This window comes from Janthinobacterium sp. GW822-FHT07A03, from assembly GCF_058798815.1.
Map to the genome: position 1 here is coordinate 47,518 of NZ_JBXAKW010000002.1, position 19,251 is coordinate 66,768.

At 64.7% G+C, this 19,251-nt stretch carries 14 protein-coding genes; 10 read left to right on the forward strand and 4 right to left on the reverse strand.

The window, feature by feature from the left end; genetic code table 11:
* Window positions 1-195: 195 nt before the first annotated feature.
* Entirely contained in the window at window positions 196-2,049 is a 1,854-nt protein-coding gene (locus AC1RJW_RS06240; protein ID WP_493044254.1) for a DUF6600 domain-containing protein, read from the reverse strand.
* Window positions 2,050-2,153: 104 nt separating this feature from the next.
* Window positions 2,154-2,795, reverse strand: a complete 642-nt coding sequence (locus AC1RJW_RS06245; protein WP_493044255.1) for a LysE family transporter — start codon at window positions 2,793-2,795, stop codon at window positions 2,154-2,156.
* A gap of 181 nt (window positions 2,796-2,976) precedes the next feature.
* Here AC1RJW_RS06245 and AC1RJW_RS06250 point away from each other — a divergent pair, with 181 nt between their 5' ends.
* The 8 genes from AC1RJW_RS06250 (at window position 2,977) to ccoS (ending at window position 13,348) form a co-directional block, all read left to right on the forward strand.
* Window positions 2,977-3,924, forward strand: a complete 948-nt coding sequence (locus tag AC1RJW_RS06250) for a DUF808 domain-containing protein (protein WP_493044256.1) — start codon at window positions 2,977-2,979, stop codon at window positions 3,922-3,924.
* Window positions 3,925-4,008: 84 nt separating this feature from the next.
* A complete protein-coding gene (yiaA, locus tag AC1RJW_RS06255; RefSeq protein ID WP_493044257.1) occupies window positions 4,009-4,440 on the forward strand; it encodes an inner membrane protein YiaA in 432 nt (143 codons plus the stop codon).
* 45 nt (window positions 4,441-4,485) lie between these two features.
* A complete protein-coding gene (locus AC1RJW_RS06260) occupies window positions 4,486-6,594 on the forward strand; it encodes an EAL domain-containing protein (RefSeq protein WP_493044258.1) in 2,109 nt (702 codons plus the stop codon).
* Between the two features lie 195 nt (window positions 6,595-6,789).
* Entirely contained in the window at window positions 6,790-8,457 is a 1,668-nt protein-coding gene (locus tag AC1RJW_RS06265; protein WP_493044259.1) for a methyl-accepting chemotaxis protein, read from the forward strand.
* A 25-nt stretch (window positions 8,458-8,482) separates the two neighbouring features.
* Entirely contained in the window at window positions 8,483-9,931 is a 1,449-nt protein-coding gene (hemN, locus tag AC1RJW_RS06270; RefSeq protein WP_493044260.1) for an oxygen-independent coproporphyrinogen III oxidase, read from the forward strand.
* A 9-nt stretch (window positions 9,932-9,940) separates the two neighbouring features.
* Window positions 9,941-10,711, forward strand: a complete 771-nt coding sequence (locus tag AC1RJW_RS06275; RefSeq protein ID WP_493044261.1) for a sulfite exporter TauE/SafE family protein — start codon at window positions 9,941-9,943, stop codon at window positions 10,709-10,711.
* Between the two features lie 22 nt (window positions 10,712-10,733).
* Window positions 10,734-13,163 carry a heavy metal translocating P-type ATPase gene (locus AC1RJW_RS06280; protein WP_493044262.1) on the forward strand — a complete coding sequence of 810 codons (2,430 nt, stop codon included), beginning with the start codon at window positions 10,734-10,736 and terminating at the stop codon, window positions 13,161-13,163.
* Window positions 13,164-13,165: 2 nt separating this feature from the next.
* Window positions 13,166-13,348 carry a cbb3-type cytochrome oxidase assembly protein CcoS gene (gene ccoS / locus AC1RJW_RS06285; RefSeq protein WP_493044263.1) on the forward strand — a complete coding sequence of 61 codons (183 nt, stop codon included), beginning with the start codon at window positions 13,166-13,168 and terminating at the stop codon, window positions 13,346-13,348.
* On the opposite strand, the gene AC1RJW_RS06290 is transcribed toward ccoS, so the two are convergent.
* Window positions 13,336-14,808 carry a virulence factor gene (locus tag AC1RJW_RS06290; RefSeq protein WP_493044264.1) on the reverse strand — a complete coding sequence of 491 codons (1,473 nt, stop codon included), beginning with the start codon at window positions 14,806-14,808 and terminating at the stop codon, window positions 13,336-13,338. The two genes, ccoS and AC1RJW_RS06290, sit on opposite strands and share 13 nt — an antisense overlap.
* Window positions 14,808-16,946, reverse strand: coding sequence for a T6SS effector phospholipase Tle3 domain-containing protein (locus AC1RJW_RS06295; RefSeq protein ID WP_493044265.1), 2,139 nt, complete (start codon window positions 16,944-16,946; stop codon window positions 14,808-14,810). The genes AC1RJW_RS06290 and AC1RJW_RS06295 overlap by 1 nt, the downstream gene beginning before the upstream one ends.
* 246 nt (window positions 16,947-17,192) lie before the next feature.
* On the opposite strand from AC1RJW_RS06295, the gene ccoN reads away from it, so the two are divergent.
* Both ccoN and ccoO read left to right on the forward strand, forming a co-directional pair.
* Window positions 17,193-18,620, forward strand: a complete 1,428-nt coding sequence (gene ccoN, locus AC1RJW_RS06300; protein WP_046681775.1) for a cytochrome-c oxidase, cbb3-type subunit I — start codon at window positions 17,193-17,195, stop codon at window positions 18,618-18,620.
* A gap of 15 nt (window positions 18,621-18,635) precedes the next feature.
* A complete protein-coding gene (gene ccoO, locus AC1RJW_RS06305) occupies window positions 18,636-19,250 on the forward strand; it encodes a cytochrome-c oxidase, cbb3-type subunit II (RefSeq protein WP_070223252.1) in 615 nt (204 codons plus the stop codon).
* Window position 19,251 lies beyond the last annotated feature (1 nt).

The following is a 19,251-nucleotide window of genomic DNA, read 5'->3' on the forward strand; positions in this document are numbered from 1 at the left end:
AAAAAAAAGCCAGCTGGGTAAGCTGGCGGAAAACTATTTCGTTTAGACAAAATAGCCGGAAAAGTCGATGCTGTCACTTGGAGGATAAGCAGTGGTCGTACTGTAAGCAAAATACGGCGGCTTTACCTCCGGCATGTGACGAACTGCGCATTTTGCGGCTTGAACGTCGATACGGCGCGACAGACGGCACGGCCGTCAGCGCTCCACTTCCTGCATCCGGCCATTGCGGCCGGGACCGCCGCGCTCGTTGTTGCGCTCATTGTTGCGTTCACGGGGCGGATTGGGACGCTCGGCACTGCGCGCCTCCTGGGGCGGACGCGCGGCAGGGGCCGGCATTGGCGGCGGCGCAGGGCGCGGGGCGGCCACGGGCGGCGGGGCGGGCAAGGATGGCGGCGGCGCCGTCTGCAGCACTTCGCGGCGGGGGCCACGCTCACCGCGCTCACCACGCTCTGCGCGCTCCCAGCGGTTGCCGTCCGGACGCGGTGCCTCGGCAGGACGCTCGATGACAGGGCGCGGCTGCGGCCGTTCGGCGCGGGGCCAGTCGGCGCGGGACCGCTCCTCGCCGCGCCAGCCGGGACGGGCCACATGGTCTTGCACCGGCGGCAAGGCCGGCATCGCGGGCATCACGGGCTGTTGCGGCACGGGCGGCTGCTGAGGCCGTTGCGGCTGCGCCGGCACTGGAGGCCGGTTCGGCTGCATGGGACGCGGCGCCAGGTGCGTCTGGCCATCGTCCGTCTGCAAACGGCCAGGGCGGTTGACCCAATCGCGCCGGGGCTCCCGGTCGCCGCGCGGCGCCTCAACGGGACGCTGCCAGTTGCCGGCCGGCGCGGGCGCCGTGCTCAGCGGCAAGCTTTGCATGACGGGCGGCGGCATGGTGGTGCGGTTGCGGCGCGGCACGTCGACCGTGCGCGAGGCGCCAAAACGCTCGCCCGGCAGCATGGTCATGCCTTCGCGCCGTTCGCGTTCGCCCGCCACGAAACGGCGCCCCTCGGCGACGCGGTTGATGCGGCGTTCATACTCCGCGCTGGCGCGGTAGCCGGGCACGTAGCGGTCGTGCGGCGACAGGGGGAACCAGCCCACGCCGGGGCGCTGGCCGTGATTGGTCCCGGAATTGCCGCCAACCCAGCCCACCAGGGCCGGCGCCCAGGGCACGCGCACGCGCTCACGGCCCGGCGCCCAGCCCCAGCGCTGGCCCAGCAACACCCAGCGGCCATAGTGCGAGGGCGCGTAGCCCCACGGCGCATTGTCGACCCAGGTCCAGCCCCATGGCGCGATCCACGTCCAGCGCCCGTCGCTGTACGGCGCCCAGCCGGCCGGCACACTGCTCGGCAGCCACAGGGGCCCGTATTGCGCGTCTTCCTGCCAGGCGCCGTAGCGGTCCAGCTCTTCATAGCCGGTGGTATCGTCCGTGACATAGCGCAAGGCCGGCGCGGCGGCGGGCAAGGCTTCGGGCCAGTTGTCGAACGCCATGCGCTGCACGGCGCCCGTGCGTAATTCCTCGTCCGTCAGCTCGGCGCGCTTGCCTGCGCGCAAGGTCACGCTGCCCGTCGCGCCATCCACGTCGGCCGCGCCTTCGAGCACGCTGACGATGCTGGTGCCGGGCTGGCGCCCCGCCTCGATGCGCACCCAGCCCGGCTGGGTCAGGATCACGCGGGCCTGGGCCGTGGTCAGCTCGAAGCCGCGCAGCGCATCGGGATTGCGCACGCGCACGCTGACCGTGCCATAGCCGAGGTGCAGCTTGAAGCTGTCGTCATCAAGCTCGCTCACTTCCAGCTCGGAATCGCCATCGAGGCGCACGGCGGCCGCGCCCACGCGAAATTCCGCCAGCGCGCCGCGCAGGGTACTCAAGCGGTTATCCGTCGTGACGGGCCAGTTCAGCAGGGCGTTTTGCGCGTCGCCATCGCCGGCGCGCACCAGCACCTGCCCTTCGACGGTGGAAATGCGGCCCACGCGGGCGGGCGGGTCCTGCGCCAGGGCGAAGGCGCACGCCGACGACAGCAGCACGGCGCACACGGTGTTCAGGAGGGGGAAGGGCAGGATAGGACGCATGGCAGCGCTCCAGGCAGGACTTACAAGGAAGACATGCTACCGATTACATCCGCATCGAGCCGGCATCGCAAGCGGGCTTACAAATGTTTGCATATTCATCTGGCTCAGGATGCCGCCTGGCCACCGCGCTTGACGAAGAACAATGCCGTGCCGACGGCCATCAGCAAGCCGCCAAAGAAGCGGTTCTGCTTTTTCACGGCGTGCGCGTCGCGGAAAAAGCGCTGCATCGAGGAAGCCAGGAAGGCGTAGCCGTGCATGACGAGCAGGTCGATCGTGCACATGGTGACGGCCAGGATCAGCAGCTGCGGCAGCAGCGGTGCCGTGGGACTGATGAATTGCGGCAATACCGCCACCATGAAAATGATGCCTTTCGGATTCGTCACGTTGGTCAGAAAACCCGTCAGCACGCGCCGGCGCAGCGACGGCAGCACGGCCGCCGCATGCAGGTCGCCCGTGACGGCCACCCTGGCGCGCCACTGCGACAGGCCCAGGTAGATCAGGTACAGCGCGCCCACCGTCTTGACGATATTGAACGCCACTTCGGAAGCGAGCAGCAGGGAGCCCACGCCGGCGCCGGCGATGCCCAGCACCACCAGCAGCCCCAGCTGCAGGCCCAGAATCGTCGCGCTGGCCTTTCTGACCCCGTACGACAGGCCGTGCGACATCGACAGCACGGCGCCCGAGCCGGGCGAGACGGCGATGATGGAAGCGGCGATGACAAACGTGATCCAGGTGGCGAAGTGCATGCGGTGTCCAAAAAATGGTGATGATGAGCAATTTTAACCCGCGCAGTGCGGCCTTGCCGGCCCGCCCTGAGGTAAGATCGCAGTCACACACTTCCTTGCCGTACAACCAAGAATAACATCATGAAAAACAACACTTTCCTCGCTCCACGACTCCCTGCCACCGCCATGGGAGCGCGCTGAGATGGCCGGCTCCAGCCTGCTGGCCCTGCTTGACGACATCGCCAGCATCCTCGATGACGTTTCCCTGATGACCAAGGTGGCCGCCAAGAAGACGGCCGGCGTGCTCGGCGACGACCTGGCCCTGAACGCGCAGCAAGTGGCCGGCGTGCGCGCCGAGCGGGAACTGCCCGTCGTCTGGGCCGTCGCCGTCGGTTCGCTGAAGAACAAGGCCATCCTCGTGCCCGCCGCGCTGGCCATCAGCGCGTTTGCGCCGTGGGCCATCACGCCATTGCTGATGGTGGGCGGCGCCTATCTGTGCTTCGAGGGTTTCGAAAAGATTGCTCACAAGTATTTGCACCCGGACGACAGCCACAAGGCCGAGCTGGCGCAGGCACTGCGCGACCCGCAGGTCGACCTGGTGGCGCTGGAAAAGGACAAGATCAAGGGCGCCATCCGCACCGATTTTATTTTGTCGGCGGAAATCATCGTCATCGCGCTGGGCACGGTGGCCGCGGCCACCTTCGCCGAGCAGGTGGCCGTCGTCGTCGGCATCGCCCTCATCATGACGGTGGGCGTGTACGGCCTGGTGGCCGGCATCGTCAAGCTCGATGACGCGGGCTTTTATTTGTCCGCGCGCAAGGGTGCAGGCGCGCTGATGGATGGCGTGCGCGGCTTTGGCCGCATGCTCGTGTCGGCGGCGCCGAAACTGATGAAATTCCTGTCCGTCGTGGGCACGCTGGCCATGTTCATGGTGGGCGGCGGCATCCTGACGCACGGCTGGCCGTGGGCCAGCGCCATGCTGCACCATGCGGAAGAAGCGGTCGGCAGCGTGGCCGGCATCGGCCCCGTGCTGGCCGCCGTCACGCCCAGCCTGATCAACGCGGCGGCCGGCCTGATCGCCGGCGGCCTGGTGCTGGCCGGCGTCACCGCCGTGTCGGCTTTGTTGCGCATGATCAAGCCAAGCAAATAGACTTTCTGGTCTGATGGGGCGGCAGGCGCATCCGTGCCTGCCGCCCCGGCCATGCCGGCGGCGCCCGCTGCCCATGGAGACCTTATGCAGACTTCCCCCGCCCCACGCCCCAGCAGCGCCTTTATCGGCGCGTCCTGGGCGGCATTGCTGATCGGCATCGTCACCTACCTGTCCGGTCTGTGGAACGCCAGCATGGCCCTCAACGAGAAGGGCTATTATTTTACGATCCTGATGTACGGCCTGTTCGCCGCCATCTCGCTGCAGAAATCCGTGCGCGACCGCAGCGAGGGCATCGCCGTGACGGGGATTTACTTTGGCCTGTGCTGGATTTCCGTGCTGCTGGCCTTGCTGTTATTGACTGTGGGCCTGTGGAACGCTAATCTGCAAAATAGCGAGAAGGGGTTCTATGCGATGGCATTCCTGCTGAGCCTGTTTGCAGCCGTGGCCGTGCAAAAGAACGTGCGCGACGTGGCGCGCGCCGCGGCCACCGCGCCGGCCGAGCTGCCGGGAACTTAAACGCCGGCGCCGCGTCTATCCCTGTATCCATGTCGGGAGAGGATGATGAGCGACCAGCAGAAACGTTTGCAGATGGCGCTGGAGGCGGCGCACATGGCGATCTGGGATTCACGCATCGTCGATGGCCAGGTCATCGACGGCACGGTCAGCTGGTCGGCCAAAGGCGCCACCTTGCTGGGCCTGGAGGAGCGCCCGCTGACGCAGCCGTTCCGCGTCTTTCTCGACTGCGTGTACGCCAGCGACCGCGACAAGGTGCTGAGCGTGCTGCAGGACGGCGTGCGCCGGCGCGCCGGCTATGCCCTGCAATACCGCGTCATCTGGCCCGATGGCAGCGAACACTGGCTGGCGGCCAAGGCGCACGTCTTCGTCGATGCCGGCGGGCAACCCGAACGCACCCTGGGCATCATTTGGGATATCACCGAGCACATGGCGCGCGAGCTGATGATCGCCGAGCGCAAGGAACTGGCCGAGGTGACGCTCAGCTCCATCGGAGACGGCGTCATCACCACCGATCCGCAGGGCAAGACGCGCTACCTGAACCGCGTGGCCGAGCAGTTGACGGGCTGGAGCAACGACATGGCGCAGGGCCTGGACATCGGCCAGACCATGCCGCTGGCCGACGAACGCACGGGCGAAGCGCTCGAGCACGTGGCCATGCACTGCCTGCAACAACGCAAGGCCATCGGCATTTCCCCTCACTCGCAGCTGATCACGCGCGAAGGGCGGCGCATCGCCGTCGAGGAGTCGGCCGCGCCGATCTGGTCGCGCGACGGCGAGATCCTCGGCGCCGTCGTCGTGTTTCGCGACGTCAGCCACGAACGCAAGCTGAGCCAGGAACTGTCGTGGCAAGCCTCGCACGACACCCTGACGGGCCTGATCAACCGGCGCGAATTCGAACACCTGGTGGCCGGCGCCCTGCACACGGCCAAGCAGGACGGCCACGTGCATGCGCTGCTGTACCTGGACCTGGACCAGTTCAAGGTCATCAACGACACCTGCGGCCACGGCGCCGGCGACGTGCTGCTGCAGCTGCTGGCCAAGATGCTGCAGGGCCGCATGCGCGACAGTGACATCCTGGCGCGCCTGGGCGGCGACGAACTGGGCGTGCTGTTGCCGCACTGTCCGCTCGACCATGCGCGCCAGATCGGCGAACAGCTGCGCCAGTCCATCCGCGATTTCCGTTTCGCCTGGGATAACCGCAGCTTCGAGCTGGGCGTGAGCATCGGCATCGTGGAAATCAGTCAGGACAGCAAGTCCATGAGCGAACTGCTGAGCGCGGCCGACCGGGCCTGCTACCTGGCCAAGGAGCAGGGCCGCAACCGCCTGCACGTGTACCAGGAGTCCGACGTCATGCTGGCGCAGCGGCATGGCGAAATGCTGTGGATTTCCCGCCTGAACGAAGCATTCAAACACGATTATTTCCGCCTGTACGCCATGCCCATCGTGCACCTGCGCGACCATCCGGAACACCACGACGAAGTGCTGATCCGTATCCGCAACAGCAAGGGCGACCTGATCTTGCCGGGCGCCTTCATCCCCGCCGCCGAACGCTACGATATGATGCTGTCCATCGACCGCTGGGTCATCCGTGCCGTCTGCGCGCATATCGCAAGCGTGCGCGACGGCCTGCCGCCGCTCGATGCGCTGGCCGAAAGCCGGCGCCGCACCCCGGCCCTGTATTCCGTCAACCTGTCGGGCATGTCGCTGGCCGACACGGGCTTGCACGACTACATCACCGAGCAGTTCGTGCAATTCGCGATTGCGCCCGAGCAGATCTGTTTTGAAATCACGGAAACGGCCGTCATCGCCAACCTGCCCAAGGCGCAAGTATTCATGCGCCAGCTCAAGGCCATGGGCTGCCGCTTCTCGCTCGACGACTTCGGCAGCGGCTTTTCCTCGTTCGGCTACCTGAAGGCCCTGCCCGTCGACTATCTGAAGATCGACGGCGTCTTCGTGCGCGACATCGCCACCAATGCCATCAACCGCGCCATGGTCAAGGCCATCAATGAAGTGGGCCACGTGATGGGCCTGCAAACGGTGGCCGAATACGTGGAAGACGAGGCCACCCTGGCCGTCATCCGCGAGCTGGGCATCGACTATGCGCAAGGCTATGCCGTGGGCAACCTGCGCCCCCTGACGGCGGGCGTGGATTAACCGCCGCCGGCAACCAGTACCTTTCAAACAATGCCGCATTGCTATCGCTAAATGCGTACAAGCACGACCAATCTGGAGGATTTTGATCTACATCAATAAATTTGCGCAGGCGACTCCTTACACTGATCTCCATTCTTGCAATCGTGCAAGTCTTACTTACCAATTGCTCATTTAACCGATCAGGAAGCCGCGACCATGCGACAAAATTTGCCAGTGACTAACCGTGAAGTCCTCGTCCAGGACGATCAGGCCATCGTGTCGAAAACGGATATGAACGGCAATATCGTCTATGTGAATCCCTACTTCAGCCAGGTCAGCGGCTTCAGCGAGGCAGAGCTGCTCGGTTCGCCCCAGAACATCGTGCGCCATCCGGACATGCCGGCCGAAGCGTTTGCCGACCTGTGGGCCTCGATCCAGGCGGGCACGCCTTGGACGGGCCTGGTCAAGAACCGCTGCAAGAACGGCGATTTCTACTGGGTGCGCGCCAACGTCACGCCCATCCGCGAAGCGGGCAAGACCATCGGCTACATGTCGGTGCGCGTGAAGGCCGACAAGGACCAGGTCAAGGCTGCCGAGGAAGCCTACGCGGCCATCCGCAACAAGGAAGGCGGCAACATCGTCATCAAGCACGGGCAGATCGTGCGCCCGGGCCTGGCGCACCTGCTGCACAACCTGACGCACATGTCGCTGAATCTGCGCATCTGGGCCGCCACCTCCATCGTCAACTGTTTGCAATTGCTGGTGTGCGTCATCAGCCTGTTCGCCAGCGGCGGCAAGATCACCAATTACGCCATCTTCGGCGCCACCCTGTTCGGCTTCCTGATCAACGTCTTCCTCTGGTACACCTTGCGCATGTCCGTGCTCAAGCCGCTGGGCAAGGCCCTGAACGGCGCGCGGGCGATTGCCGCCGGCGACCTGTCGGGCAGTTTTGAAACGGAAAGCACGGATGAAATGGGCCAGCTGCTGCGCGCCCTGCAACAGATGAACAGCAACCTGATCGCCACCATCCGCGACGTGCGCATCAACGTGGAAACCATGGCCGTGGCCACCAAGCAAATCGCCGTCGGCAATATGGACCTGTCGGGCCGCACGGAATCGCAGGCGGCCAGCCTGGAAGAGACGGCGTCGAGCATCGAGGAATTCTCGTCGACGGTGAAACAGAACGCGGACAACTCGGTGCAGGCGAATGAGCTGGCCGTGGCCGCCTCGAAAGTGGCCGTGCAGGGCGGCGAAATCGTTGCCGAAGTCATCACCACCATGGACGACATCAACACCTCGTCGAAAAAGATCGTCGACATCATCGGCCTGATCGAAGGCATCGCCTTCCAGACCAACATCCTGGCCCTGAACGCGGCCGTGGAAGCGGCCCGTGCCGGCGAGCAGGGCCGCGGCTTCGCCGTGGTGGCGGGCGAAGTGCGCAACCTGGCGCAGCGCTCGTCCGTGGCGGCCAAGGACATCAAGCAGCTGATCGAGATTTCCGTCGGCAAGGTGGGCGCCGGCATGCTGCAGGTCAACCGCGCGGGCGCCACCATGGAGCAGGTGGTCAGCTCCGTCAAGCAGGTGACGGCCATCATGCAGGAAATTTCCATCGCCTCGCGCGAACAGAGCATCGGCGTCGACCAGGTCAACCAGGCCATCGCCCACATGGACCAGGTGACGCAGCAGAACGCGGCCCTGGTGGAAGAAGCCGCCGCGGCCGCCACGCGCCTGGCGGAAGAAGCGGCCAGCCTGTCGCAAGCCGTGAGCCTGTTCAACTTCGGCAAGATGCCGCCACCGCGCCGTGTCGCCATGCCTGGCGGCAAGTCGGGTGCCGCAGGCGCCGCGAACGCCGGCAAACCCGCCATGAAACGCCTGGCCGCCTAAACCTTTCAAGACATACAAACACATCATGCCTACACTACTCAGCAGTGCTTCCGCCGACCTGGACGCCGTCGTCGAATTCGACCCGGTCATCATCGGCAAGATGAGCCAGTCCGGCCCCCGCTACACGTCGTATCCGACCGCCGACCGTTTCAATGCCGACTTCGGCTACGGCAATTTCCTCGAAGCGCTGGCCGCGCTGCGCATGCGCGGCGGCCGCCGGCCGCTGTCGCTGTACGTGCACGTGCCGTTTTGCGACACCCTGTGCTACTACTGCGCCTGCAACAAGATCATCACGAAAGACCGCAGCAAGGCCGCCACCTACCTCAGCTATCTGAAGCAGGAAATCGCCATGCAGGGCAAGCTGTTTGCCGGCATGAACCAAATCGAGCAACTACACTTCGGCGGCGGCACGCCCACCTACCTGAGCGAAAAGCAGATGGACGAACTGATGGCGCACCTGCGCCAGCATTTCGAGTTCGCCTCCGATGAAGACGGCGAATATTCGATCGAAATCGACCCGCGCACCGTATCGCGCGAACGCGTGTTTTCCCTGCGCGCGCAAGGCTTTAATCGCATCAGCCTGGGCGTGCAGGATTTCGACGCGGACGTGCAAAAAGCCGTCAACCGCATCCAGCCGGAAGCGGAAACGGTGGCCATCATGCAGGCGGCGCGCGACGCCGGTTTCCGCTCGATCAGCATAGACCTGATCTACGGTTTACCCAAGCAAAGCCTGGAGACAATGACGGAAACCTTGCGCAAGGTCATCTCCGCCAGCCCCGACCGCATCGCCCTGTACCACTACGCGCACATGCCGCACCTGTTCAAGCCGCAGCGCCGCATCCTCGACGCCGACATGCCCGACAGCGCCACCAAGCTGGCCATGTTGGGCCTGTGCATCGCGCGCCTGACGGCCGCCGGCTATGTCTACATCGGCATGGACCATTTCGCCAAGCCCACGGACGACCTGGCCGTGGCGCAGCGCCAGGGCCGCCTGCACCGCAATTTTCAGGGATACTCGACGCGCGCGGAAGCGGACCTGATCGCCTGCGGCGTGTCGGCCATCAGCTCCGTCGGCGCCGTCTACAGCCAGAATGAAAAAACGCTCGACGCCTACTACGAAAAGCTCGACGAAGGCGTGCTGCCGATCGCGCGCGGCATCAAGCTAGATACCGATGATTTATTGCGCCGTATCATCATCCAGATGCTGATGTGCAACTTCGAATTGTCGATCGCCACCATCGAGCAGGCGCACCCCGTCAAGTTCCGCAGCTATTTCGCCGCCGAGCTGGAAAAGCTGCGCGAACTGGCGCGCGACGGCTTGCTCGTCATCGAGGAAGACTGGCTGACGGTGACGCCGAAAGGGCGCTTGCTGATCCGCAATATCTGCATGGTCTTCGACCGCTACCTGACCCTGGCGCGCGCGAATGCCACGCCGGATGCGGTGCAGCCGCTGCGCTACTCGAAAACGGTGTAACGCCGCCCGATGAACGCCCTCAGCCTCGTGCCCATGTTCCTGGTCGGCCTGGCCGGCAGCGTGCACTGCATCGGCATGTGCGGCGGCATCGTCGGCGCCCTGTCGCTGGGCGGCGGTGCCGCTCCCGCGCCGGCCCGCCCGGTGATCGCCATCGCCGTGGCGCGCCCGGCATTGCAGACAACCGTGCAGGCGAACGTCCTGCGCGTGCTGGCGTATAACGGCGGGCGCATCGCCAGCTACATGCTGGCCGGCGCCCTGGCCGGCAGCCTGGCGGGCGCCGGCATGCTGCACCTGGCGTCCCTGCAGGTGGCCGGCTACTGGCTGGCCAACCTGATGCTGGTGGCCTTGGGCCTGTACCTGATGGACGCCTGGCGCGGCCTGGCTAGAGTCGAAGCGGCCGGAAATGTCGTCTGGCGCCGCGTGCGCCCCCTGCTGAAACCGCTGATGCCGATGGATACCCCTCTAAAAGCGCTGGCCGTGGGCGGCCTGTGGGGCTGGGTGCCATGCGGCATGGTCTACAGCGCGCTGCTGACGGCCATGATGCAAGGCTCGGCATTGCGCGGCGCGGCCGCCATGGCCGCCTTCGGCCTGGGCACCCTGCCCACCCTGCTGGGCATGGGCTTGCTGGGCACGCGGCTGCGCACGCAGATGCAGCGCCGCCCCGTGCGCATCGCCAGCGGCGTGCTGGTGCTGGGCTTTGGCCTGCTGGGCCTGCTGCGCGCCGCGCATGGCGTATCGCTGGGCTGGCTCGACGCCCTGTGCGTCACGGGCCATCCATGAAAAGACGCATGAAAACAAACCTATGAATGCAGTTTTACAACCCTCCGCCTGCTTCCATTGCGGCTTGCCCGTGCCAGGCGGCTCGAGCTGGAACGTCACCATCGACGACGTGCCGCGCGCCATGTGCTGCCCCGGCTGCGAAGCGGTGGCGCAAACCATCGTCGACATCGGCCAGAGCGCGTATTACCGCGACCGCGACGAATATGCCGTCAACGCGGCCGGCGCCGCCATGGTGCCGCCCGAGCTGCGTTTGTACAGCAATGACGACGCGCAATTCGCGCGCGATGCCAGCAGCTGCGAAGCAACGCTGTCCGTCGAGGGCATCCGCTGCGCCGCCTGCGTCTGGCTGATCGAGCGCCAGCTGACGCGCCTGCCCGGCGTGCAGGCGGCCAGCCTGAACGTCGCCACGGAGCGCCTGTACGTGCGCTGGAGCCGCGCGCAGTGCGAGCCGGGCGACATCCTGCAAGCCGTGCGGCAAGTCGGCTACACGGCCTATCCGTATGACGCCGTGCGCCATGGCGAACGCCTGCAAAAAGCCAGCAAGACACTGGGCCGCCAGCTGTTCGTGGCGGGCCTGTCGATGATGCAGGTCATGATGTACGTGGCGCCCGCCTACCTGGCCGCCGAAGACGGCACGCTGGACGACAACATGGCCAGCCTGATGCGCTGGGCCAGCCTGCTGCTGACGTTACCTGCCATCTGCTATTCGGCCATGCCGTTTTTCCAGGGCGCCTGGGCCAGCCTGCGCGCGCGCACCCTGGGCATGGACGTGCCCGTGGCGCTGGGCATCCTCGCGGCCTTCTTCGGCAGCGTGGTGGCGACGTTGACGGGCCGCGGCGAGGTGTATTACGACTCGGCCACGATGTTCATCTTCCTGCTGCTGTGCAGCCGCTATTTCGAGCTGCAGGCGCGTCGCAAGGCCGCCTCGGCGCTGGAACGGCTGCAGCATGCCTTGCCCGCGTCCGCCTCGCTGATGGCGGGCTTTCCCGACAACCGCGCCACCACCCTGGTGCCGGCCGGCAGCCTGGCCGTCGGCGACATCATTTTAGTCAAACCGGGCGAGGCGATCGCCGCCGACAGCGTCATCATCGAAGGCAACAGCGCGCTCGATTTATCGCTGCTGACGGGCGAGAGCGCAGCGCAGCGCCGCAAGACGGGAGAACGGGTACCGGGCGGCGCCATCAACGCCAGCGCGGCGCTCATCTTGCGCGTGCTCAAGCCCGCGCGCGAAAGTACCTTGTCCGACCTGCTGAAACTGATCGAGCGGGCCGGCAGCGGCAAGCCGCAGATCGCGCAGTGGGCCGACAAGGTCGCCGCCTGGTTCGTGCTGGGCCTGCTGCTGTTTGCCGTCGCCGTGTTCGCCTTCTGGAGCTGGCACGACCCGTCGCAGGCGTGGCCCGTGGCCATCGCCGTGCTGGTCGTGTCGTGCCCCTGCGCGCTGTCTCTCGCCACGCCCACGGCGCTGGCGGCCGCCACCGACAGCCTGCTGCGGCGCGGCGTGCTGATCGTCCAGCCGCACGTGCTGGAAACCTTGCACCGCGCCACCCACATCGTCTTCGACAAGACGGGGACGTTGACCCTGGGCCGGCCCGTGCTCAAGCAGATCGAGGGCCTGGACGGCATGACGGAAGACGCTTGCCTGCAGGTGGCCGCCGTGCTGGAAGCGGGCAGCGCCCATCCGCTGGCGCAGGCGATCCTGGCAGCAGCGGGAGAAACGCCGCGCATGCATGCGGAAAACCTGCAGGAAGTGCAGGGCCAGGGGCTCGAAGGCGTCGTCGATGGCGTGCGCTACCGCCTGGGCAATGCGGCCTTTGTCGCCGCCATCGCGGGCCCGCCGCTGGGCGACACGGCCGTCGGCATGCAGGGCATGACGCCGCTGTATCTGGGCACGCAGGGGCGGTGGCTGACACGTTTCCTGCTCAGCGATGCGCTGCGTCCCGAGGCGCGCGACGTGGTCGCGTATTTCCAGCGGCGCGGCAAGCAAGTCGTGCTGCTGAGCGGCGACCAGGAAGCGCTGACGCAAAGCGTGGCGACGGAACTGGGCATCAACACGGCCTGCGGCGAATGCCTGCCCGATGAAAAGCTCGATTTCGTGCAGCAATTGCAGGCGACGGGCGCCGTCGTGGCGATGGTGGGCGACGGCATCAACGACGCCGCCGTGCTGAGCGGCGCCGACGTGTCCTTCGCCATGGGTTCCGGCGCCGCGCTGGCGCAGGCCCATGCGGACACGGTGCTGCTGTCGAGCCAATTGATGTCCGTGCTGGACACGGCAAAAACGGCCGCGCGCAGCATGCGCATCATCCGCGAAAACCTGGGCTGGGCCACGCTGTACAATCTGACGGCCATCCCGGCCGCCGCGCTGGGCTTCTTGAACCCCTGGCTGTCCGGCGTCGGCATGGCTGCCAGCTCGGCCGTCGTCATCGCCAACGCCCTGCGCCTGCGGAAAGCCTGAACATGGAAGCACTGTATCTCCTCATCCCCTTGAGCGTCGTGGTCGTCTTCATCGCGCTGTGGGTGTATTTCACGGCCTCGGACAGCGGCCAGTTCGACGACCTCGTCGGACCGGGCCTGCGCGTGCTGCAGGATGACGATACGCCGCCGGAATCGGCCGCCCCGCCGGCTCCTCAGCGCGAATAGCCTTGCGACCCCGGCCGCGCATCGAAGCGCCGGCCCCACCACGGCAGAAACACGGTATTGCCGCCGCGCGCGCGGAACCACGGCTGTTCGTGGTCAACGGGCCGCACCACGGCCGGCGGCGCAACCACCACGGCAGTCGCGCTCTCGCTATCACTGCTGCCCGCCACCAGCACGGGCCGGCCCACGTGGTTGGCATGAGCGATAGCGAGTGCCACATTCGTCAGCGCCGTACCCGCGCCCGTCTCGCCCAGGAGTTCCGGCATGTTGAAGGTCTGCTTGTTGAAATCGAAGTCGGGCAATTGCTGCGTCAGGCTTTGCGCCAGCGGGCCGAGCCGTTCTGACGAGACTGGATAGGTGCTGCCGGCATCGTGGATGACGTAGCCGATGGCGTCGTCGTTCAATTGCGCGTTCCGGGCGGCAGCGTCGATGGCAGCGCTCCACGCCTGCATGGCGCGCGGGGCAGCGCCCTTGCCGGCGCTGAAATCGGCAACATTGCGCGTGGCGGGAAAACCCAGCCAGGCCAGCGGCGCGCGCTGCGTCTGATAGCCGGGGCCGGCCAGCACCAGCAGGACCATGTTTTCATTGATCTGCTCATCCTTGGGCGGATAACTGGGCGCATCCCAGTTCATCACCCACACCGTCTTGTCGGGATTGGCCTGCAGGTAAGCCAGGCCCGCCGCCAGGGACGTAAAGCCCGCGTTGGCGCCGCCCATGGTCACGCGCACGTCGGGCGGCGTGGCCGTGGTCCAGGAACCGGGGAAATGGGGGTTGCCGATGCTGAAGGTATCGACAATCTCCTCGCGCAAGTATTCCGCCGCTTCCACGGGATCAAGCCGCCCAGCCGGCAGGGCATATTCAACATGGATGCCGGCCAGTTCACGGCGCGTGGATTTGTCGGTCAGCGAATGGGCGTTGTAAAAATATTCTTCGTTCGAGAAATAAATATCATGAAACAGCGTGATCAATTCCTCCACATACTTTTCATGATATCCATTGAATGTTTCCCGCCCCTTGTTGCCGGAAGCAATCATGCCGATCGATTGAACCTTGCCAAAACGCACAGGATTTTCCTTTACCTTGCTATCGTCCTTGTTCGGCTTGGCCAGGCCCAGTGTCCACAGCAGTTGCCACTCGGTCGGATAGTCACGCCGCTGCAGGGGATTGAGCCACTGCACGCCCACCACCTGCGCCATGTACGGCTGCGCGGGCGCAGCAGGGATAACGGCGGCAACCGGTGCCGCAACCGATGCCTTGCTGGCGCAGGCCGAGGTCAGAAAAAGGACGGCAAGCGCCAGCAATCCCGGCATCAACAATAATCGTTTCATCAGCAATCCTCCTTCAAGAGGCACATCGACTGGCGGGGCCTGCAGTACCGACCAAAGTGCAATGCCAAACGCAAGACTGAAAACAAATATGCTCCAGCCCAGCCTGCGCGGAAGAGTAGCAATCAAGTTGCGCATCAGGAGGTCTCCGGGCGCTTGTACATGCGCTCATCCACTATCTCGGGAGGCATGCTTCCAGCGCTGCCATCACTTTGAACCCACTCCAATAACGGTTTTTTTTTAAACAAACCAAGCTTGAAATATTCAAGAAAAATTCTGTTTGAATTACCCTTTTTTTCCAACTCCTTCAACAATCGCCAATCCGCAATCACTCTCAATTCCCGCATCGCCTCCTCGCTGATATGGCACACCCCGATCGCCACGTCATACGCCAGCGCCTTTTCCGCGTGCCGGGGATTGCTCAGGATGGTGGAATGATCGGTCGCATGCGTGTCGCAGGTGGCCGCCAGTTGCCCCTGGATTTCCTGCTTGCGCCAATGCAAATATTCCGGCGTGGCGGTGGGCAGGTCGTCTTCCATCATCGCCTTGCCGTCAAGGCCGTCGAGCTTCTCGCGGCGGGCCTTCATGCGCAGGCGGGCATGGTCTTCGTAGCGCAATGCCGCCTCGGTATCGCGGTTGCCCTGCGGCGTGCCGCCCACGCTTGTATCGGCATACGGCTCGCCTGCCAGGCGCGCCTTGCCCGCATGGCGGTGCGTGCCGGGCGGATCGAGATCCTGGTCGAACTGCGGGCTGGGTACGCCAAAGCGCATGGCCTGCGGTGTAAACACTTCAGGCAAGGCGGGCGCCGTCACGGGGATGCGCCAGTCGTCGGGCGGCACGGCATTGATGGGGGTCTTGAGCCACTTCATCAGCGCTGACGTGGCGGCGGCGGTGCGTACGGTCGCCACCTTGCCTGCCGCGCTGGCGCTGGCGCGCACACCCTTGTCCGGGTCGTATCTGGAAATTGGCGAACGGGGATGCCAGAAATCGGCGCTGCCCCGCGCGGGCTGGCGATAATGGTTGCTCCAATAGTCATAGTCAGCGCGCTTGCCAACGGGAAAGCCCTGCGCAAACACGCGCTGGCTGAACACGCCGTCGCCGCGCGTGGCCTTGATTTCTTCGGCGCTCAGACCTAACCAGCCCATGCCCTGGATGGGCGTGGCGGAAATCACCCGGTCGTGCGGATTGCAATACAAGGTGACGCGGCCGCGCGTCGTTGGCTGCGGGCCGCAGGCATAGGCGGCCATGTCCTTGTCCAGGGTGAAATCATGGTGCACATTCGCGGCCATGTCCGCCAGCGCGGCAGACATGGGCGGCTCCGTGGCCTGACCACGCACGATGTCGAAAAACGCCGCCAGGGTCTTGCGGCGCGCCTCGCCGCTCTGCCGGCCCACATTGCCATCGACATCCCTGACCTGTCCCTGCAGCCAGCCTTCCGTATCGTTTCTGCGCAACAGGCTATAGGGCGGGTTGCACAAGACATAGGTATCGGCCACGCAGCGCCCGCTTTTGCCTGCCGCATCCTGCACCTTGGCCATCTTATTGCCTAGAAATGCGGCCGCCATGCCCACCATATTGCCCTGGCTGTGGCAGACAAGGGTAATCGGCACGTCGGCCTGCTGCCGGCGGATGGCCGCCACCAGGTGCGCCAGGCGTAGCGCGGCCAGCACGAAATAGGGGCGCGGCGGGCAGGCATACACGATGCGGTCGTTGACGGGATTCAGATGCTCGATGTGGATGAACAGGAAGAGGGCGTCCGACAGACCTTCGCCCCACAGGTCAGGCAGGGAGGAGCAGCCGTTGGCGAACGGGCCGCCGCCCCAGTAAGCGTGTTCGTTCAGGTAGACCGAATCGCCATATTGCTGCAATTCCCTGTCGCTGGCCTTGTAGCCCCAACGGAACTGGATCACGGGCGAGAAATGCGCCTGCGGCGCGATAAAGGTGGCGGCCGTATAGTCGGGGTCGATATAGCCGTCATCGCTCAGTTCGCTACGGTAGCATACCGGCGTCAGCTGCCCCGCCTGCGCCGTGGCATGGACTATATGCTCGTCGCAGCGCTTCATGCGCGTGTTCAGGCCCTTGCACAGGCCTGCTTCGGCTGCGCGGTACCACTCGCCGTCGGAATTGACGCCATGCACGAAGATGACGATGCCCGGCGACGGCATCTGCTGCAAGCAATCAAGCAGGCAGTGACTGAACAGGGTTGTACCCTCGACCTTGCCCACGACCATGTCCACCTGGGCATCAAACGGATCGCGACGTTCGGGGTCTTCCATGGCGGGCCTTGGGCGTGTCTGGACAAGCCACTGTAGGCCATTGCTTCCATGCACGTTTTACGCCATGTCAAGCCAGCCGTTGCAGGGATCTTGTACGGCTTTTTTGACCGGAATATCACTTTATTTCGATGCCAGTTCGCTACGCTTATTTCATCCGGGGAATTTTGATCCACATCAAAGTTTTTTCGCGGTCAAACACTTACTCTCTGGCCACCATCATAAATAGTAATTCCAGGGAGAGTCTTTGTGGATCAATCGCTGAACTATAACTACAAGATCGTGAAGCAATTCGCGGTCGCTACTGTGGTATGGGGCATCATCGGCATGCTGGTTGGCGTTATCATCGCCGCTCAGCTGGCCTGGCCTGCCCTGAACCTCGACATACCTTGGCTGACATACGGACGTCTGCGTCCGCTGCACACGAATGCGGTGATTTTCGCCTTCGGCATCTGCGGCCTGTTCGCCACCTCGTACTACGTCGTGCAACGCACCTGCCAGGTGCGCCTGTTTTCCGACAAGCTGGCCGCCTTCACGTTCTGGGGCTGGCAAGCCGTGATCCTGTGCGCCGTCGTCAGCCTGCCCATGGGCCTGACGCGCGGCAAGGAATACGCCGAGCTGGAATGGCCGATCGCCATCCTCATCGCCGTCGTCTGGATCGCTTACGCCATCGTTTTCTTCGGCACCTTGATCAAGCGCAAGGTCAAGCATATCTACGTGGCCAACTGGTTCTTCGGCGCCTACATCCTGGCCGTGACGATTTTGCACGTGGTCAATGGCGCCGTCATGCCGGCCTCGTTCACCAAGTCGTATTCCGCCTATGCGGGCGTGCAGGACGCCATGATCCAGTGGTGGTACGGCCATAACGCGGTGGGCTTCATCCTGACCGCCGGCTACCTGGGCATGGTCTACTACTTCATCCCGAAACAGGCCGAGCGCCCCGTGTACTCGTACCGTTTGTCGATCGTCCACTTCTGGGCGCTGATCTTCACCTACATGTGGGCGGGCCCGCATCACCTGCACTACACGGCATTGCCTGACTGGACGCAATCGATCGGCATGGTCTTCTCGCTGGTCCTGCTGGCGCCAAGCTGGGGCGGCATGATCAACGGCATCATGACCCTGTCAGGCGCCTGGCACAAGCTGCGCACCGACCCGATCCTGAAATTCATGATCGTCTCGCTGTCGTTCTACGGCATCGCCACCTTCGAAGGCCCGATGATGTCGATCAAGACCATCAACTCGCTGTCGCACTACACCGACTGGACCGTGGCCCACGTGCATGCGGGCGCCCTGGGCTGGGTCGGCTTCATCACCATGGGTTCGATCTACTACCTGCTGCCGCGCCTGGCGGGCCGCACGCAGATGCACAGCACGCGCCTGGTCGACGTGCACTTCTGGGTGGCCACCATCGGCATCGTGCTGTACATCGCCGCCATGTGGATCGCCGGCGTGATGCAGGGCCTGATGTGGCGCGCGGTCAACCCGGACGGCACCCTGACCTACACCTTTGTCGAAAGCGTGAAAGCAACGTATCCGTACTACGTGGTGCGCGTGGCCGGTGGCCTGCTGTACCTGTCGGGTATGTGCATCATGGGCTACAACACCTGGATGACTCTGCGCGGCAGCAAACTCCCCGTCGCCCGCATTCCGGAACTGAACGCGGCGCACGCCTGATAGGAGCAAAAGCAAATGAAATTTTCACATGCATGGATTGAGAAAAACCCCTGGCTGCTGATCGCCCTGGTCACGGTGGTGATCAGCATCGGCGGCGCCGTCGAGATCGTCCCCCTGTTCTTCCAGAAGAGCACGACGGAACCCGTCGCCGGCCTGAAGCCGTACTCGCCGCTGCGCCTGGCGGGCCGCGACATCTACGTGCGCGAAGGCTGCTACAACTGCCATTCGCAGATGGTGCGTCCGCTGCGCGCGGAAACGGAACGCTATGGCCACTATTCGGTCGCCGGCGAGTTCGTCTACGACCGTCCGTTCCAGTGGGGTTCCAAGCGCACGGGCCCGGACCTGGCCCGCGTGGGCGCCCGCTACAGCGACGAATGGCACCGCACGCACCTGAACAACCCGCGCGACGTGGTGCCCGAGTCGAACATGCCGGCCTACCCCTGGCTGGCGAAGACCAAGCTGGTGCCTGACGACATCATGCCGAAGATGCGCGCCCTGAAACGCCTGGGCCAGCCGTACAGCGATGAAGAGATCGCCGCCGGCCCCGCGCAGCTGCAGGACAAGACGGAAGAAGACGCCCTGGTCGCCTATCTGCAAGGCCTCGGTACATTAATCAAAACAAGGAATTAGC

Coding starts and splice junctions, on each gene's coding strand:
- hemN (WP_493044260.1), top strand. CDS start 8,483: ATGCCTACACTACTCAGCAGTGCTTCCGCCGACCTGGACGCCGTCGTC.
- AC1RJW_RS06295 (WP_493044265.1), bottom strand. CDS start 16,946: ATGGAAGACCCCGAACGTCGCGATCCGTTTGATGCCCAGGTGGACATG.
- AC1RJW_RS06275 (WP_493044261.1), top strand. CDS start 9,941: ATGAACGCCCTCAGCCTCGTGCCCATGTTCCTGGTCGGCCTGGCCGGC.
- AC1RJW_RS06280 (WP_493044262.1), top strand. CDS start 10,734: ATGAATGCAGTTTTACAACCCTCCGCCTGCTTCCATTGCGGCTTGCCC.
- AC1RJW_RS06245 (WP_493044255.1), bottom strand. CDS start 2,795: ATGCACTTCGCCACCTGGATCACGTTTGTCATCGCCGCTTCCATCATC.
- AC1RJW_RS06260 (WP_493044258.1), top strand. CDS start 4,486: ATGAGCGACCAGCAGAAACGTTTGCAGATGGCGCTGGAGGCGGCGCAC.
- ccoO (WP_070223252.1), top strand. CDS start 18,636: ATGAAATTTTCACATGCATGGATTGAGAAAAACCCCTGGCTGCTGATC.
- AC1RJW_RS06250 (WP_493044256.1), top strand. CDS start 2,977: ATGGCCGGCTCCAGCCTGCTGGCCCTGCTTGACGACATCGCCAGCATC.
- AC1RJW_RS06290 (WP_493044264.1), bottom strand. CDS start 14,808: ATGCGCAACTTGATTGCTACTCTTCCGCGCAGGCTGGGCTGGAGCATA.
- ccoS (WP_493044263.1), top strand. CDS start 13,166: ATGGAAGCACTGTATCTCCTCATCCCCTTGAGCGTCGTGGTCGTCTTC.
- yiaA (WP_493044257.1), top strand. CDS start 4,009: ATGCAGACTTCCCCCGCCCCACGCCCCAGCAGCGCCTTTATCGGCGCG.
- AC1RJW_RS06240 (WP_493044254.1), bottom strand. CDS start 2,049: ATGCGTCCTATCCTGCCCTTCCCCCTCCTGAACACCGTGTGCGCCGTG.
- AC1RJW_RS06265 (WP_493044259.1), top strand. CDS start 6,790: ATGCGACAAAATTTGCCAGTGACTAACCGTGAAGTCCTCGTCCAGGAC.